At 64.8% G+C, this 14,189-nt stretch carries 14 protein-coding genes; 2 read left to right on the forward strand and 12 right to left on the reverse strand.

Translation table 11 applies throughout. The annotated features are described in order from the left end of the window. Positions 1-89 precede the first annotated feature (89 nt). The 6 genes from OS914_RS13585 to OS914_RS13610 all read right to left on the reverse strand — a co-directional run bounded on the left by OS914_RS13585 (position 90) and on the right by OS914_RS13610 (position 6,869). On the reverse strand, positions 90-905 hold the full coding sequence (locus OS914_RS13585; protein ID WP_267546600.1) for an FUSC family protein: 816 nt from the start codon (positions 903-905) through the stop codon (positions 90-92). A gap of 464 nt (positions 906-1,369) precedes the next feature. After that, a complete protein-coding gene (locus OS914_RS13590) occupies positions 1,370-3,250 on the reverse strand; it encodes a hybrid sensor histidine kinase/response regulator transcription factor (protein ID WP_267546601.1) in 1,881 nt (626 codons plus the stop codon). A 234-nt stretch (positions 3,251-3,484) separates the two neighbouring features. Next, entirely contained in the window at positions 3,485-4,480 is a 996-nt protein-coding gene (gene dhaK, locus OS914_RS13595) for a dihydroxyacetone kinase subunit DhaK (RefSeq protein WP_267546602.1), read from the reverse strand. A 54-nt stretch (positions 4,481-4,534) separates the two neighbouring features. Continuing rightward, a complete protein-coding gene (gene dhaL, locus OS914_RS13600; RefSeq protein WP_267546603.1) occupies positions 4,535-5,173 on the reverse strand; it encodes a dihydroxyacetone kinase subunit DhaL in 639 nt (212 codons plus the stop codon). Beyond that, positions 5,170-6,006 (reverse strand): HAD-IA family hydrolase, encoded by an 837-nt coding sequence (locus OS914_RS13605; RefSeq protein WP_267546604.1) that lies wholly within the window; start codon positions 6,004-6,006, stop codon positions 5,170-5,172. The genes dhaL and OS914_RS13605 overlap by 4 nt, the downstream gene beginning before the upstream one ends. Beyond that, entirely contained in the window at positions 6,006-6,869 is an 864-nt protein-coding gene (locus tag OS914_RS13610) for a class II fructose-bisphosphate aldolase (protein ID WP_267546605.1), read from the reverse strand. The genes OS914_RS13605 and OS914_RS13610 overlap by 1 nt, the downstream gene beginning before the upstream one ends. Before the next feature lie 172 nt (positions 6,870-7,041). Between OS914_RS13610 and OS914_RS13615 the strand changes: the two genes are divergently transcribed. Next, on the forward strand, positions 7,042-7,461 hold the full coding sequence (locus OS914_RS13615; protein WP_267546606.1) for a GlcG/HbpS family heme-binding protein: 420 nt from the start codon (positions 7,042-7,044) through the stop codon (positions 7,459-7,461). A 56-nt stretch (positions 7,462-7,517) separates the two neighbouring features. Next, positions 7,518-8,684 (forward strand): low temperature requirement protein A, encoded by a 1,167-nt coding sequence (locus tag OS914_RS13620; RefSeq protein ID WP_267546607.1) that lies wholly within the window; start codon positions 7,518-7,520, stop codon positions 8,682-8,684. 35 nt (positions 8,685-8,719) lie between these two features. Here the strand turns inward: OS914_RS13620 and OS914_RS13625 are convergent, their stop codons facing one another. Genes OS914_RS13625 through OS914_RS13650 form a run of 6 tightly spaced genes read right to left on the reverse strand, consistent with a single transcriptional unit; the run spans position 8,720 to position 14,186 of the window. Then, the gene (locus tag OS914_RS13625) at positions 8,720-9,439 is read right to left on the reverse strand and encodes a 3-oxoacid CoA-transferase subunit B (protein ID WP_267546608.1); all 720 of its coding nucleotides are present in this window, start codon (positions 9,437-9,439) and stop codon (positions 8,720-8,722) included. Then, positions 9,436-10,134 carry a 3-oxoacid CoA-transferase subunit A gene (locus OS914_RS13630; protein ID WP_267546609.1) on the reverse strand — a complete coding sequence of 233 codons (699 nt, stop codon included), beginning with the start codon at positions 10,132-10,134 and terminating at the stop codon, positions 9,436-9,438. Before OS914_RS13630 ends, OS914_RS13625 begins: the two co-directional genes overlap by 4 nt. A 9-nt stretch (positions 10,135-10,143) precedes the next feature. Next, positions 10,144-11,364, reverse strand: a complete 1,221-nt coding sequence (locus OS914_RS13635) for a thiolase family protein (RefSeq protein WP_267546610.1) — start codon at positions 11,362-11,364, stop codon at positions 10,144-10,146. Continuing rightward, positions 11,361-11,825, reverse strand: coding sequence for a 4-carboxymuconolactone decarboxylase (gene pcaC / locus OS914_RS13640; RefSeq protein ID WP_267546611.1), 465 nt, complete (start codon positions 11,823-11,825; stop codon positions 11,361-11,363). The genes OS914_RS13635 and pcaC overlap by 4 nt, the downstream gene beginning before the upstream one ends. Continuing rightward, positions 11,822-12,745, reverse strand: coding sequence for an alpha/beta fold hydrolase (locus OS914_RS13645; RefSeq protein WP_267546612.1), 924 nt, complete (start codon positions 12,743-12,745; stop codon positions 11,822-11,824). The genes pcaC and OS914_RS13645 overlap by 4 nt, the downstream gene beginning before the upstream one ends. Beyond that, positions 12,738-14,186: a lyase family protein gene (locus OS914_RS13650; RefSeq protein WP_267546613.1), complete on the reverse strand. Its 1,449-nt coding sequence runs from the start codon at positions 14,184-14,186 to the stop codon at positions 12,738-12,740. Before OS914_RS13650 ends, OS914_RS13645 begins: the two co-directional genes overlap by 8 nt. Positions 14,187-14,189 lie beyond the last annotated feature (3 nt).

Below are 14,189 nucleotides of genomic sequence, written 5' to 3' on the forward strand. Positions count from 1 at the left end.
GCCACCACCAAGGACCCCAAAATCCTGGCCCTGCCCGAAACGGTATGGATCAACAAGCCACCAGAAAAACCCGAGACAAAGAAAGCAGCCTAACTCCCACTGGCCTCATCCACCTTGACAAATTCCGGGTGGGCGAGCACCGTCATGATCAAAATCAGCGGAGTGAAGAAGACTAAGGCCAGACCATAGTGTCGGGCCATGAACAACTCCGTCGGGAACTGGAAGACTGCCACCAGGATTGACAGGGCTACCACGCCGGGGCGCCCGGAGAGAACTACAGCTGTTAGACCGAGACCGGCGAAGGTACCCAAGATACGGTGGATCCCCCGTCGGATGCGGCCGGCGAAGTCCGCCCCTGCCAGCGGTACAGCGGCCGCCGCCATGGCCCAATATGCATGTCCGTCCCCTGTAAGTTGACCCACGGACCCCGAAATACCGATCGCCAACGCGTATCGAAGAGCGTGCACCAACGAGGAGCGAAGCCGCGGGCCCCTTATAGATGCGGTCACCCGACGCGCGCCGACCTCCCACTTGCGGGCGCGGGCCCAGCCTGCAAAGCCGAGAAGAACCGAAAATGCTGCTGCCCCGGACACAACGGCAAAGATCAGCGGCAAAGGAGCAATCGAGGGTAGCGAAGCACAGGCTCCGAGGGCGAATATCCCGAAAAAAGGACCGGCGGGTTTCAGGTTGGCACGGTCCGCAACCAAGGACCCAACGGCTGCCAGAGACGCTTCAACTGTGACGAGCACCCAATGCGGGGCGTCCAACGCTGATAGCACAGCCCCTACCATGACACCGGTAAGCAGCAGCGAAGCCGCCACTGTTTGATGGTAGAGCCTGAGCTGATGGCGCTCCTCACGACCATACATCCCCGCAAAGGCGCCGAATACTGCATATATGGACAAGTCCGGGCGCCCTACAGCAAGCAAGACGAACACCGGGACCGCCACACTCAAGCCAACCCTTAGGGAGGACAATTGATCCCCGTAACCCGGTCCAACACTCAAAACACCGGTCAAAAGCCTTCTTACCTGCACCGTTTAATCCTTCCTCTGGGTGTGACCTGGATTGAGCTGCCGGTTTGGGGTCATCTCTCCGGGGAGAGGTCAAGCGGTCCTAAATATTCTCTCCAGCCTGCTAAAGTCCACGACCAGCTCCACGGCGCGGCGCACCACGGCTACGGTAGCCATCCGTTTCGCCGCCGCTCAAAACGCGGGCGCAACTGTCCTTTGTCTGCCTCGGTAAATACCCGTGGACGGACCCTTTCGTCGCTCAGTAGTTTCGCGAATATGGAAGAGATGACGGCTTGAGTTAGTCGCGCTTGACGGATCGATAACCAGGTGGCCGGTCCCCGGACTCAGACTTTCCGCTACCCCCAAGGGTGCGCCGGCGCGGATTCTCCCCCGGACATGGCGGCCAGCATAGTGCGGTTCCGTACGCCGGCCTTACGCAGGATCGAACCGACGTGTTTTTCGATGGTCTTTACGGAGATGCCGAGTTCACGGGCAATCTGCTTGTCCGCCATGCCGAGGACCACACTGTCATGGACCTCCTTTTCGCGGGCAGTGAACGCATTTGTCCCTGACCCGGACTCCGGGGACGGGGAGCCCATCAGTCGGTCGAAGACCTCGCCCTCCACGAGCGCCTGGCCCTGCCCGGCCGCGACGAGGACGCGGGCAATGGTCTCCCCGCTGGCCCGTCTGTTAACGAAGCCGCGCACGCCAGCGTGCCGTGCCGAGCGCACCTGCTCCGCGGTGGGGTTGTCCGTCAGCACCACGATTGCTACCCGGGGGTCCAGTTGGCGGATCCCCGTTAGCACTCCGGTGGCGTTCTGGTAAACCATATCCAGGTCCACCAGGAGAACGTCCGGACGGAGCAGTTCCAACGCGTCAAATAACTTCTCCGCGGACGATACCTCCGCGGTCACTTGAATCGCCGGCTCGGCGATGCTGAGCAGCCGGACCAGGCCGGCGGTGATGAGGGGGTGATCATTGGCGATCAGAATCTTCCAGTGCGTCTGCCCGGACGCCGCCGGCTCCGGTGCCCGGTCCGGCAGACTTGCGCGGACCTTCGTGCCCCAGCCGGGGGTGGTGTCGATGTGCAGATTTCCGCCGAGGTGGATGGCCCGTGAGCTCATTCCGTGCAGTCCCAGGCACCCCGCGGGCAGGGTTGCCTGGGCACCATGGGCGGCCGCGAGGTCAAAGCCCTGTCCGTTGTCCTCGACGACGACGGCGAGCGTTCCGGCGTCGTAGATCAACCCGGCCCGTACCGAGATCGCCCGCGCATGGGTCACCACATTATGGAGCGCTTCCTGGACGATCCTAAACGCATGATGTTCAATCTCCGGGGCGAGCGCTCGGGCCTCACCGATTACGGTCAGCTGCGTCGCGGTGCCGGACATGGACTCTACCCAAGCCAGTTCGCCGGCAATCGCGTCGACCAAGGTCCGGCCGGCGAGCGCCGCCGGTCCCATGCCCAGGACGGTCCGGCGCGTTTCAGTGAGGGCATCATGGGCGATGGTCCGGGCCTTTCCCAGGTGCGGGGTCACCGTCTGCTCGCCGCCGTCGAGCCGGCTGGCTTTTTCTGCCTCGTCGAGGCAGAGCAGCAACGCGGCCAAGGAGCGGCCCACCGTTTCGTGGACATCCCGCACGGCCCGCTCGCGTTCGGCGGCGACAGCCGCCTCGCGCTCCCGGATGGAAGCCTGAGCATGAAGATCGGAGTTGGCCAGCGCGATGGCGGCGTGGCTGGCAAAGAGTTCAGCCAGCCGGGCCTCTTCTGGGTTGAACTTACGGCCTTGGTCCGGGCTAAAGACGATGAAGGCCCCGATGATCTGTTCACCCCAGCGGATAGGCACTCCGATCACGGCGCAGTTCCAGCGCGGATCAGTCGCCGGGATATGTCCGCGTTCGATGCTGCTGTAAGCCTCCAGGATTAGGGTGGAGCGGCTGCGCACGATCTGCCCGGTAAAGCCTTCCTTCAACGAGAACGTCTGACCTTCCTGGCAACCGACGCCGATGTCTACTTTTTTGGTGTAGGTGCCGCTGGTTTCATTGACCAAGGCAATTGAGCCGGACTCGCAGCCCAGCAGACTGGTTGCGTGGCCCAGGATCCGGCCCAACAGCGGCTGCAGCTCGAACCGGCCGGCGAGGTCACGGGCCAGCGCAGGGACACAATCCAACTTGTGCCGGGCGCCTTCGACATCACACAGGCTACGGACCAGCATGTCGAATTCCGGCTCTGTTTGTGTCATTGTTTGTCCTCCTTGACGAAAGGCAGGCCGCAAATCAGGCTGGTCCGCTGAAGAAATCTATACCACCATAACCGGACGTTCGTACACCGTGTGCCGGGTTGTCCCCGGGTTGGCGGACGGCTAATTGCTCACTGGCGGCGGGCGCAGGACAAGAAACCAGTGGGGCCGGCCACCGAAAGGTGACCGGCCCCGCCGTCGTGCTTCGCTTCCGCACTCTGCCCCAGGGCAGAGTGTCTAGAACACCCGGATAGGAATCTCGGCCGGGTCCATGAGCAGCGACTCGATTTCGTCGTCGAGCTTAACCATGGTGATGGACGCACCGGCCATATCCAAAGAGGTGCAGTACTCGCCGACGTAGCTGCGTCCGACGCTGATGCCCTGTTCGGCGAGACGCCGGTGGGCCTTGCCGTAGAGCAGGTACAACTCGCTGATCGGGGTGCCGCCAAGGCCGTTGACCATCAGCGCCACCCGATCCCCGTCACTGAACGGCAGGTCCTGAACGATCGGGGTGAGCATCTCGTCGACGATCTCATTGGCCGTCATCATCTTGGCGCGACGGCGCCCCGGCTCGCCGTGAATGCCAACGCCAATCTCGATCTCATCATCACCGAGTTCAAACAGCGGGCTGCCCTTGGCCGGCGGGGTGCAGGCGGTAAGCGCCACGCCCATGCTGCGGGTCACGGAGTTGACCTTCTCACCGATCCGGATGACTTCCTTTAGGTCCGCTCCGCGCTCGGCTGCGGCACCGACGGCCTTGATGACAAAGAAGTTCCCTGCCACGCCCCGGCGGCCGATCGTGTAGGTGGAGTCTTCCACAGAGACGTCGTCGTTAATGAAGAGCGTCTGAACCTGAATGCCTTCGGCGGAAGACATCTCTTGGGCCATGTCGAAGACCATTTTGTCTCCGGTGTAGTTGTTCACCAGCAGCAGTACGCCCTTGGGCGAGGCCATCATCTTGGTGGTCTCGTAGACGTAGTCAAACGGCGGAGCGGCGAAGACGTCGCCGGGGCAGGCGGCGTCGAGCATGCCCTTGCCCACGATCATGACGTGCGCGGGTTCGTGACCGGATCCGGAGCCCTGCACGATCGAGACCTTGTTCTGGTCCGGGCCGTCGGCACGCATGATGAGGTTGTATTCAGGGACGTACTTGAGCGTGTCGGGGTTGGCGAGCGCCAGGCCTTCGAGCATCTCGGAGACGAACTGTTGAGGGTCATTGAGAAACTTTTTCATGAGATCTCCACGTCGTTGTGCTGGTCGGTTTAGTACGGTAAAGACGGATAGGGGCTATCGCTTGTCCCAGCCCCCGGTGATGTTTTCGATGATGATCGCGATCGCGACGGCGCCCGCGTCCGGGGAGCCGATGCTGCGTTCCCCGCTATAGCTGGCCCGGCCGCGCCTGGCCTGGAGCGTGCTGGTACCGTCCGCACATTCGCGGACGGTTTTGGCGAACGCGGCGCGGCATTCGGCCGGCGGCGCGCCGGCGGCGAGCTGCTTGTCCAGTTCGTCGGTTGCCGGGACCAGCGCGTCGAGCAAAGTCTTGTCCCCCATGCTCGCGCCGCCCCGGGCCATGATGCCCTCGGCGGCGGCACGCAGCATGGCGACGGTGGCGGCGCCGTCTATTGTGTCAACTGTCTTGGCGGCGGCGGATGCGCGCAGAAACGCCGTCCCCCACAGCGGGCCGGAAGTGCCGCCGATCCGGGAGGAGATGGCCAAGGCGATCTGCTGCAGGAACGTGGCGACGTCGTCGCGCTTAAACGTATCCCAGTCGTGCAGGACTTTCTCGAAGCCACGGGCCAAGGAGTAGCCGAGGTCACCGTCGCCCACCACTGCGTCCAGGTCGCCAAACTCCTTTTCCTTGTCGACGGCGGTCTGCGCCAAACTATGGACGACGTATTCAACGTCGGCGAGGTCTGTGGCAGTCATGGGGTCTCCGTCGGATTTGTAGGGGCGGTGGGGCTGCCGGCGGCGGCCCTGAATCCGGCGTCGTTCCGGGGCTGGGCCAGAATCGCTTCAAGCGTCGCCAGGTTCACGGTACCCGGGATTTCTACACCCGCGGGGTTAGCCAGCACTTCGGCCCGCTGGCCTGCGTCGCCCAACGAGCCGACTACGAGGGAGGCGCCGGTAAAGTCCTCCTCACGGGTAAAGCCGCTGACGGTGACGAGAGCGCGAAGTCCCGCGCCGAGCGCCGCGCGCAGGCCGTTAGCGCTGTCCTCGACGACGATCGTCTCATCCGGGTCCAGATCCAGCTCCTTGAGCGCGAACAGGTAGATGTCCGGGGCGGGCTTCTTCTGCGGGACAATGTCCCCGGCAAATACTGCGAAGTGCTGCGCTAATGACTCGCCAACAGCGTGCGTGAGGACGGCGCGGACGGCGGGTTCCGCGGAGGTGGAGGCCACCGCGAGGGTCCAGCCGGCGTCATGCGCTTCCCGGACGATCCTTGCGATTCCCGGCCGTGCGGGCAGCACACCGGATTCCACGAGCTTCTTATAGACGGCGGTCTTGCGCTGGTGCCAGGCCAGAAGGGTCCCGTCGATGGCTGCGTCGTCTTTCAGGTTCAGGCTCCGGGCGAGGTCGGGGGTGAGGATGCTGCGCATCCGTTCCTTGCCTCCGCCGATTTTGACCTTCTGCGCGTACTCCGCCACGCTCCAGCGCACGGGGACGTTGAAGTCGGCAAAGGTCTGGTTGAAGGCCGGCAGGTGGCCGTGCTGTTCAGTATCGGCGAGGACTCCGTCGCAGTCGAAGATGAGCGCCGGCATCAGCGGCCGCCCTTGCCGGCGCTGCCGAACTGTTGTGTGAGTTCGTCGACCATGGTGATGATGTCAGCGCGGGTGTGCTTGAACAGAGACGGCGGGTCCCATTTGTTGTTCTGCTCGGCCTGCTTGAGGAAGTCCAAGGAGGACTGCATGTAGGTTTCCTTGAGCGCCGTGGAGATGTTGACCTTCGCGCAGCCTCGGGCAATCAGGTCCGAGAACTGCTCCGGACTCAGCCCGGAGCCACCGTGCAATGCGATGGGCATATTGCGGGCCTTCACGATTTCGCTGACGCGGCCCACGTCCAGCACCGGTGCGGCCTTGTAGGAACCGTGCGCGTTGCCGATCGAAGGGGCAAAGACGTCAATTCCGGTTGCGTCAATGAAGTTCAGTGCGGTGTCCAGGCTTTGCTGCGGAGCAATGTTGTCGGAGCCGTGGTCATCCTCAACGCCGGTGATCGCCTCGATCTCACCTTCCACCTGGGCGTCGTAGTGCCGTGCCTCGGCTACCACTTCGATGGTCTGGCGCTGGTTTTCCTCCACCGGAAGGTTGGAGGCGTCAAAGAGCACGGAATTCCAGCCAGCCTTCAGGCACTCGGTGATTACCTCCCGGTCCGGGCAGTGGTCCAGATGTAAGGCGACGGGGACGTGGATACCCCTGGTGAGGGACTGCCACATGTCGAACAGCTGGCGGGAGCCGATACTGCGGACCGTCTTGACTGAGGTCTGCAGGATGACCGGGGAGTTCGCCTCCTCGGCGGCCGCGAGGACGGCCTCCATAGTCAGGTCGTTGAAAATGTTGATGGCTGGCACGCCGTAGCGGGCTTCAAAGGCGGGACGGATTATGTCCTTCAGGGGCACGACACCCATGGGAAACCTCCTAGGTTGGCTACTGTCCACCATAGGGCAGCTTGTCTGCCTCCGGTACGGGGGGAAACCCGCATGCGGGCTTGGGGGTCATCCCCACCTATCGTGTGGCCCAGGTCGCGTGCTCTAGTGGGAGGGCACGCCCTCCCCCCAACTAACGGATTGGATCACAGCCATGGCCGACGGAAGCGTCCTTGAAACCATCACCCTCGAAGAAGCGCAACGCGTCATCAAAGCAGCCGCTGAGAAAGCCACCCAAATAGGCCAGCCGATGGACATTGCCGTGGTTGATGCCGGCGGGAATCTTAAGGCACACGCCCGGATGGACGGCGCAAATATCGGCTCCATCACCATCGCGATCAACAAGGCGTACACGTCGATTGCTTTCCAGTGCCCGACCCGGGACCTGCAGGAAGCCACCCGCCCGAACGGCCCGATCTACGGACTGAGCGAAGCCCACGGCGGACGACTGGCAGTATTCCCCGGCGGTATTCCCCTGGTCCGCGACGGGAAGATTATGGGCGCGATCGGTGTCTCCACCGGGTCCATAGAGCAGGACCAGGAAGTTGCTGAGGCCGGCGCGGCGGCATACTGAGGCACTCCGTCGCACTCCTACGGAGTCGCCCTCTGAGGGAGCACTAGCATAAGCCCATGAACCGCAATCCCCCCGCAGCGCAGGGGTCAGGACACGAGGCTGCCCGCGAACCCGGCCGCGTCCACTGGATGGAATTATTCTTCGACCTTGTTTTTGTCGCTTTCGTGGGCCAGTTGGCCCACGGCATCCACGGGGACCCCGGTTGGACTGCGTTCGGCACCTTCATTCTGCTGTTTTTCCCCGCGTGGTGGGCCTGGGCCAATATTGTGTCGGTGGTGAACCTCCTCCCTGGACTGTCCGCACGGACTCTTGGTGTGGCCATGCTGGCAGCCATGGCCGCCGCCGGGATCATGGCCGCGGCCGCTCCGGGGGCCTTCGGGGACAGGGCCTGGGCTTTTTCGCTCGGCAACGCTGCCATGCGCGCCATCTTGCTGGTTCTATGGCTATACCAGCACCGCCAGCAGTCGGACCAAACACCGTGGCGCATCTGGATCTACAACGGCAGCACCGCCGTGCTGTGGCTGTTCGCCTCGCTCCTGCCGCTTCACGTCGCTGTCATCTTCTGGGCCGTTTCCATCGCCGTCGAAGTGAGTATGGTAACCGTTGGCGGGCATTTGTGGGCGGCCCTGGCAGCCGCCAACGTCAATATTGACCATGCCTCGGAGCGGCTGGGACTTTTCGTCATCATCGTCCTTGGCGAGTCGGTCTTCACCATCGTCAGTGAAGTTTCCAGCCACTGGGACCCCCGCGCAGGACTTGCCGGGGCCCTGGGCTTCCTTGTGGCGGCTCTCCTGGGTTGGGCATTTTTCCAGTACGGCACGGGCATCGTGACGGCGGGGCTTGAGCGCCTAAAATCGCGGGCGGATTTTGCCGGAATCCTGCAGACCACTTTATTCCTGCCGTTTCTGCTGGTCTTGGGAGTGGCCTCCGTTGCGGCCGGAATTGCCACGGCTATCCCGGCTCCTGACCAAAGGCTGCCCCTGGGCGCGGGGATCTCCCTAGGAGGCGGATTGGCCCTGTTCTATGCCGCCAACGCGCTCGTGTCGCTGCGCTACGGTCAACCGTGGCGCTCAGTGGCGCCCTGGGCCGTTCCGTCCGTGGTGGCAGCGGTCCTGCTGATTGCGTTGGGCACCGTTGCTCCCGCCGTCGTGGTACTGGCGTTGGCCGCGGCGCTCCTACTGGCCCTGACCGCCCGGTCGGAGATTCAGCACCGCAAGCTATAGCGGCATGAGTATTTTTTCCTTACCGTCGGGACGGTCTAATTCGCCGTCCGCGCGACTTTCCGCAGTGCCAGCGGCGGCAAGAGTTCTACCTTGACCCTCCCCTGCAGCCCAGCCAGGGTGATGCCGAAGGTTTCCCGTACCCGTATGCCGTCCTCAGTGAGGAGGAAGACGGCTTCTGGTGTGTAGATGCGGGTGACGCAGCCGACGCCGGTGAGCGGGTAAGTGCAGGTCGGCACCAGTTTAGCGGTGCCGTCCTTGGCAAACAGGTTCATCATGACGTAGACGTCCTTGGCTCCGGTGGCAAGGTCCATGGCACCGCCGACGGCGGGGATCGCGTCGGGTGCGCCCGTGTGCCAGTTGGCGAGGTCGCCGGTGGCGGAGACCTGAAAGGCGCCGAGCACGCAGACGTCCAAGTGGCCGCCGCGCATCATGGCGAAGGAGTCTGCGTGGTGGAAATACGAGGCTCCAGGCAGTTCGGTGACCGGGACTTTGCCGGCGTTAATGAGGTCCTCGTCAATGTCGGCGCCGTGTGCTTCCGGGCCCATGCCGAGCATCCCGTTTTCGGTGTGCAAGGTGACGGCCTGCTCAGGCCGGAGGTAGTTCGAGACGAGCGTGGGTTGACCAATGCCGAGGTTGACATAGGAGCCGGACTTGATGTCCGCGGCCACCAGCCGGGCCAGGTCCTCTCGGTTCAGCCGTGCCTCGGGACCGGGCCGCGCGCCAGGCTCGGGACTGGTGCTGGGAAGCCTGTTCATTGGTTTACCTCGTATTCTGCCAAAGTCGGTGTGGGCGCTGGGACGCGGACGATCGTGTTGACGTAAATACAGGGGGTCACAATGACTTCCGGATCAAGGTCCCCCGTCGCCACGATGTTGCTGACCTGGACGATGGTGATGCTGGCGGCGGTGGCCATGATCGGGCCAAAGTTCCGGGCTGTCTTGCGGTAGATCAGGTTCCCGGCCCGGTCCGCGGTGTGCGCCTTGATGAGGGCGTAGTCGGCGTGAATGGGGGTCTCGTAGACGTGCCCGCGCCCGTCGATGACCCTGGTTTCTTTCCCTTCGGACAGCAGGGTCCCGTACCCGGTGGGAGTGAAGAACCCGCCAATCCCCGCCCCTGCCGCCCGGATGCGTTCGGCAAGGGTGCCCTGCGGGACCAGTTCCAGTTCGATCTCCCCGGCCCGGTAGGCTGCGTCAAAATGCCAGGAATCAGACTGCCGCGGAAACGAGCAGATGATCTTCGCCACCCGGCGTTCCTTGATCAGCAGTGCCAGGCCGGCGTCGCCTTGGCCGGCGTTGTTGTTCACCACCGTCAGCCCCGTGGCACCGCCTCCGAGCAGGGCGTCGATGAGTTCCATGGGCTGGCCGGCGTTGCCGAAACCGCCAATCATCACGGTGGAATTGTCTCTGATGCCGGCCACGGCCTCGGCCACGGTGGATGCAATGATGGGCATGGTCTTCCCTTAGTCCTTCGCGGCGTTGTTGGCGCAGACGTTCTCCAGCACGATGGCCAGACCTTGGCCCACGCCGATGCAGATGGCGGCAACGCCCCACCGCTCTCCCGTCGCCTGCAGACTCCGTGCCAGTGTGCCCAGCAGCCGGGTTCCCGAGGCGCCCAGCGGGTGGCCCATAGCGATAGCGCCACCGTGCCGGTTCACGATCCCGGGATCAATGTCCCAAGCATCCATGCAGGCCAGCGACTGGGCGGCAAATGCTTCGTTGAGTTCGACGGCGACCACCTGGTCCCAGCCGATCCCGGCTTTTGCCAGCGCCCGGTTTGCCGCTTCGACGGGCCCGTAGCCGAAGAATTGCGGGTCCACCCCGGCTGCGCCCCGGCCGGCGATCCGGGCCAGCGGGTCCAGGCCAAGGATCCCGGCCGCGGCTTCAGACCCCAGCCACGCCGCCGACGCCCCGTCAGAGAGCGGCGAGGCATTCCCGGCCGTGACCGTGCCGCCGTCGGCCCCGTCAGTCTCCGGGCGGAACACCGTTTTCAACACCGACAGCTTTCCGGCCGTCGAACCGGGGCGGATGCTCTCATCCCGCAGCAACCCGGTGCCTGGCACCACCGTGGTCAGATTGTCGTAAAACCCAGCGTTCCAGGCCGCGTCGGCCAGCCGATGGGAGTTCGCCGCGAATTCGTCCTGACGCTCACGGCTAATCCCGTATTTTTCGCGCAGCTGCTCGGTCGCTTCGCCCAGGGATACCGTCCACTCCTGGGGCATGACCGGGTTGACCAACCGCCAACCGAGCGTGCTCGAGGACAGGGCCATGTCCCCGGCAGGATAGGGGCGCTCCGTCTTGGGCAGCACCCAGGGGGCTCTGCTCATGGATTCGGCCCCTCCGACCAGGAGCAGGTCCGCGTCGCCTACCTCGATCTGTCGCGAGGCAATCATGGCCGCGTCCAGGGAAGAGCCGCATAAGCGGTTAACCGTGGTGCCGGGAATGGAGGTGGGCAGTCCAGCCAACAACGTGGCCATTCGGGCGACGTTCCGGTTCTCTTCCCCGGCCCCATTGGCGTTGCCAAAGATGACCTCGTCGATCCGGTCCGGTTCAAGCTGCGGGGCCCGGGCCACTGACTCGCGCACCACATGGGCAGCCAGATCGTCCGGGCGGATTCCGGCCAGGCCGGAACCGAACTTGCCAAAGGGTGTGCGGACAGCGTCATACAGGAACGCCTGGTTCATGGGAATTCCTCCTTCTTGGTGGGGGCGGCTGCCTCGGATTCGGCGTCCAATTGGGCAAACATCTGCTGGGCGGTCTTGAAAGCCGTGTTGGCTGAGGGCACGCCGCAGTAGATGGCCGTTTGGAGCAGGATTTCCTTAATCTCTGACCGGGACAGGCCGTTGCCCAGGGCCGCCCTGATGTGCATGGCCAGTTCCTCCCAGTGGCCGTGGGCCACCATGGCAGTGATGGTCACGGCTGAGCGCATTGGGCGGCTCAGACCGGGCCGCGTCCAGATGCCACCCCACGCGATCCGGGTGATCATTTCCTGGAAGTCGGCGGTGAAGTCGTCGGCCGCCGCAGTGGCCCGGTCCACATGGGCATCCCCAAGCACTTCGCGGCGGACCACCATTCCGGCGTCGTAGACCTCCTGCTGGGTTGCCTCCGAGCCTACGGTGCCGGATGGATGGTGTTCCTGTGTCATGGTTGGCTCCTTGTGATGAGTTCCAGCAGCAGTTCTGCAACTTCGGCAGGCGCCTCGGCAGGTGCCAGATGGGCAACGTGAGGGAGGGCCACCGCATATGCCCCATGTCCTGACGGGGCGTTTGTCCGGGATACGGAGGAATTAATGGCTTCCACATAGTGGCGAGCCATTTCCGGCGGCGCCACCTCATCCTCCTCGCCGGCGACGGCGAGCACTGGAACCGAGATCACACCCAGCTCTTCACGGACGTCAAACGCCGCCAGCGCCTCGCAGCAGAAGGCGTAACTAAAACGGTCCGCGTCGCGCAGCGCGTGCAGCAGGCGGCTGGCCAGGGCAGGGTCACGGTCCATGGAGCCCTGCGCAAACCATCGTTGCGCCGAGCCCTGGATAAGGACGGGCGTGCCTAGGCCCCGCACAGTCTCCGCCCTCTCGGCCCAGGCCTCGGGTGTGCCGATCTTGGCGCCCGAGCATTGCACCGAGAGGCTGTGCAGCCGCTCGCCGTGCTCGATGCCCAGCTGCAGACCCACCGCACCGCCCAAGGAAACACCGGCGTAGTGGAACATGGAGCCGGGGGCAATGGTATCCACCAGGGCGACGACGGCGTCCGCCAGCCCGGCCACGGTGAACGGTGCCTGCGCAACCGGAGAAACCCCGTGTCCGGGCAGGTCCCAGGCCACCACATCCACATCCCCACCGAGCAGCGTGCCAACTTTTTCCCACAGCACCGAGGATGTCCCCAGCGAACAGCCCACCACCAGCAACGGCCTGCTCCCCAACGGGCGCTGCGGGGACAACAGCACGGCCCTGACCTCAGGACGCTGGGCTTGAAGGGTCTGGGCTTGAAGGGTCCGGGCTTGAAGGGTTCGGGCTTGAAGGGCCCCCGCATGTAGGGTCTGGGGTTCGCTGGCGGTTTCACTCATGGCCGGCTCCTTTCGGGGCGGTTTGCTGCATCCCGTGCGGCGTCGGCTCCTGGGCCCATTGCGGGTGGGCTGCAAGGATCCGCTCAATGATGGCCGCGCTCTCCCCCAGGTACCCGGCTGGATCCAGCAGTGCGGCGAGTTCTGCGTCGGACATGAGTTCCCGGGGGATCTCCTGTCTCAGCAGCCGGGCAAACTCCGCGCCCTGTTCCCCCGGCCGGCCCTGGAGCGACTGGTCCACAACGGCCTGGAACCGGGCCTTCCCGCCGGTGGCCAAGCCGGTGTCGAACAAGGGCACGACGGCGGCACCCACCGCTTCGCTGAGCAGCAGCGGGCCGCTGAGCTCCAGGTTCCGGTGCATCGCGTCCGGAAAAACCCGCAGCCCTTCGGCCAATTCACGCACAGCCGCAGCGGCACCCCCGCACAAATCCAGCAGGGTGCGCAGCGCACTCCATTCGGTGTGCCACGCGCCGTCGGGCCGCTCATCAACGGCCAGGGCCGCAGCAACGTGGAGCTGCGCGCCCTGCAGCGGAGCGGCCACCGCAGCGCTGCGTATCAGGACCGAAAGAACGGGATTCTGCTTTTGTGGCATGGCGGAGGACACGCCGCGGCCTGCGGCGAGCGGCTCGGCCAGTTCGCCAAATTCCGGCCGGCACAGCAACAGCACGTCGTTGGCGATTTTGCCTGCCGCATCCGTCACGGCCACCAAGGCGTCGCCCAGGGCCGTCACGGCCGTCCGGTTGGTGTGCCACGGGGCCGTGGCCCCCGCCAATCCCAACTCCGCAGCCCAGGAGTCGGCCAGGGCGAAGGGGTCAGTTCCTGCCTTCCGGGCCAGCACTTTGCCGGCGGCCAGAGTGCCCGCAGCGCCGCCGAACTGGATGGGAAACGCCATCGCGTCCAGGCGGGAGGCTGCCGCGGCCAGGCCATGGAACCATTGGCCCGCCTTCAGTCCGAAGGTCGAAGGAAGGGAATGCTGGGTCAGGGTCCGTGCGGCCTGGAGCGTGTCCGCGTGGGTACGGGCCAGCCCGGCCAGCGCTGCGGCGGCCCCGGCCAGCTCCTCTCGCAGCATAGCTACGGCGTTGCGGCAGACCCACATGAGAGCGGTGTCCAGAACATCCTGACTGGTCAACGACGCATGCACGGAACCGGCAGCGGCCGGATCATGCCGTGCCACCAGGGTGCGAAGTTGCGCCACGATGGGGATCACCGGGTTCCCCGCGCCCTGGGACTCGGCCGCCAGCACGGCGGGGTCGAAGTCACCCTTTTGCGCCGCCTCGCGGACCGCGGCAGCGGTGCCCTCCGGCGCCAACCCGGCATCCTCCAGGACGCGCGTCCAGGCCATTTCAGCCGTCAGCATTGCCTGGACGACGGCGCCGTCGCCAGTCACCTCCCGCCACCGGAGCCCGGCCGTGACGGGTGCCAGCAGGCCAAAGTTGCCGGGCACGGC

The organism is Arthrobacter endolithicus (assembly GCF_026627425.1).
Taxonomy (GTDB): domain Bacteria; phylum Actinomycetota; class Actinomycetes; order Actinomycetales; family Micrococcaceae; genus Arthrobacter_M.

Coding starts and splice junctions, on each gene's coding strand:
- OS914_RS13590 (WP_267546601.1), bottom strand. CDS start 3,250: ATGACACAAACAGAGCCGGAATTCGACATGCTGGTCCGTAGCCTGTGT.
- OS914_RS13630 (WP_267546609.1), bottom strand. CDS start 10,134: ATGCCCATCATTGCATCCACCGTGGCCGAGGCCGTGGCCGGCATCAGA.
- OS914_RS13645 (WP_267546612.1), bottom strand. CDS start 12,745: ATGAGTGAAACCGCCAGCGAACCCCAGACCCTACATGCGGGGGCCCTT.
- OS914_RS13625 (WP_267546608.1), bottom strand. CDS start 9,439: ATGAACAGGCTTCCCAGCACCAGTCCCGAGCCTGGCGCGCGGCCCGGT.
- OS914_RS13605 (WP_267546604.1), bottom strand. CDS start 6,006: ATGCCGGCGCTCATCTTCGACTGCGACGGAGTCCTCGCCGATACTGAA.
- OS914_RS13610 (WP_267546605.1), bottom strand. CDS start 6,869: ATGGGTGTCGTGCCCCTGAAGGACATAATCCGTCCCGCCTTTGAAGCC.
- pcaC (WP_267546611.1), bottom strand. CDS start 11,825: ATGACACAGGAACACCATCCATCCGGCACCGTAGGCTCGGAGGCAACC.
- OS914_RS13620 (WP_267546607.1), top strand. CDS start 7,518: ATGAACCGCAATCCCCCCGCAGCGCAGGGGTCAGGACACGAGGCTGCC.
- dhaL (WP_267546603.1), bottom strand. CDS start 5,173: ATGACTGCCACAGACCTCGCCGACGTTGAATACGTCGTCCATAGTTTG.
- dhaK (WP_267546602.1), bottom strand. CDS start 4,480: ATGAAAAAGTTTCTCAATGACCCTCAACAGTTCGTCTCCGAGATGCTC.
- OS914_RS13615 (WP_267546606.1), top strand. CDS start 7,042: ATGGCCGACGGAAGCGTCCTTGAAACCATCACCCTCGAAGAAGCGCAA.
- OS914_RS13635 (WP_267546610.1), bottom strand. CDS start 11,364: ATGAACCAGGCGTTCCTGTATGACGCTGTCCGCACACCCTTTGGCAAG.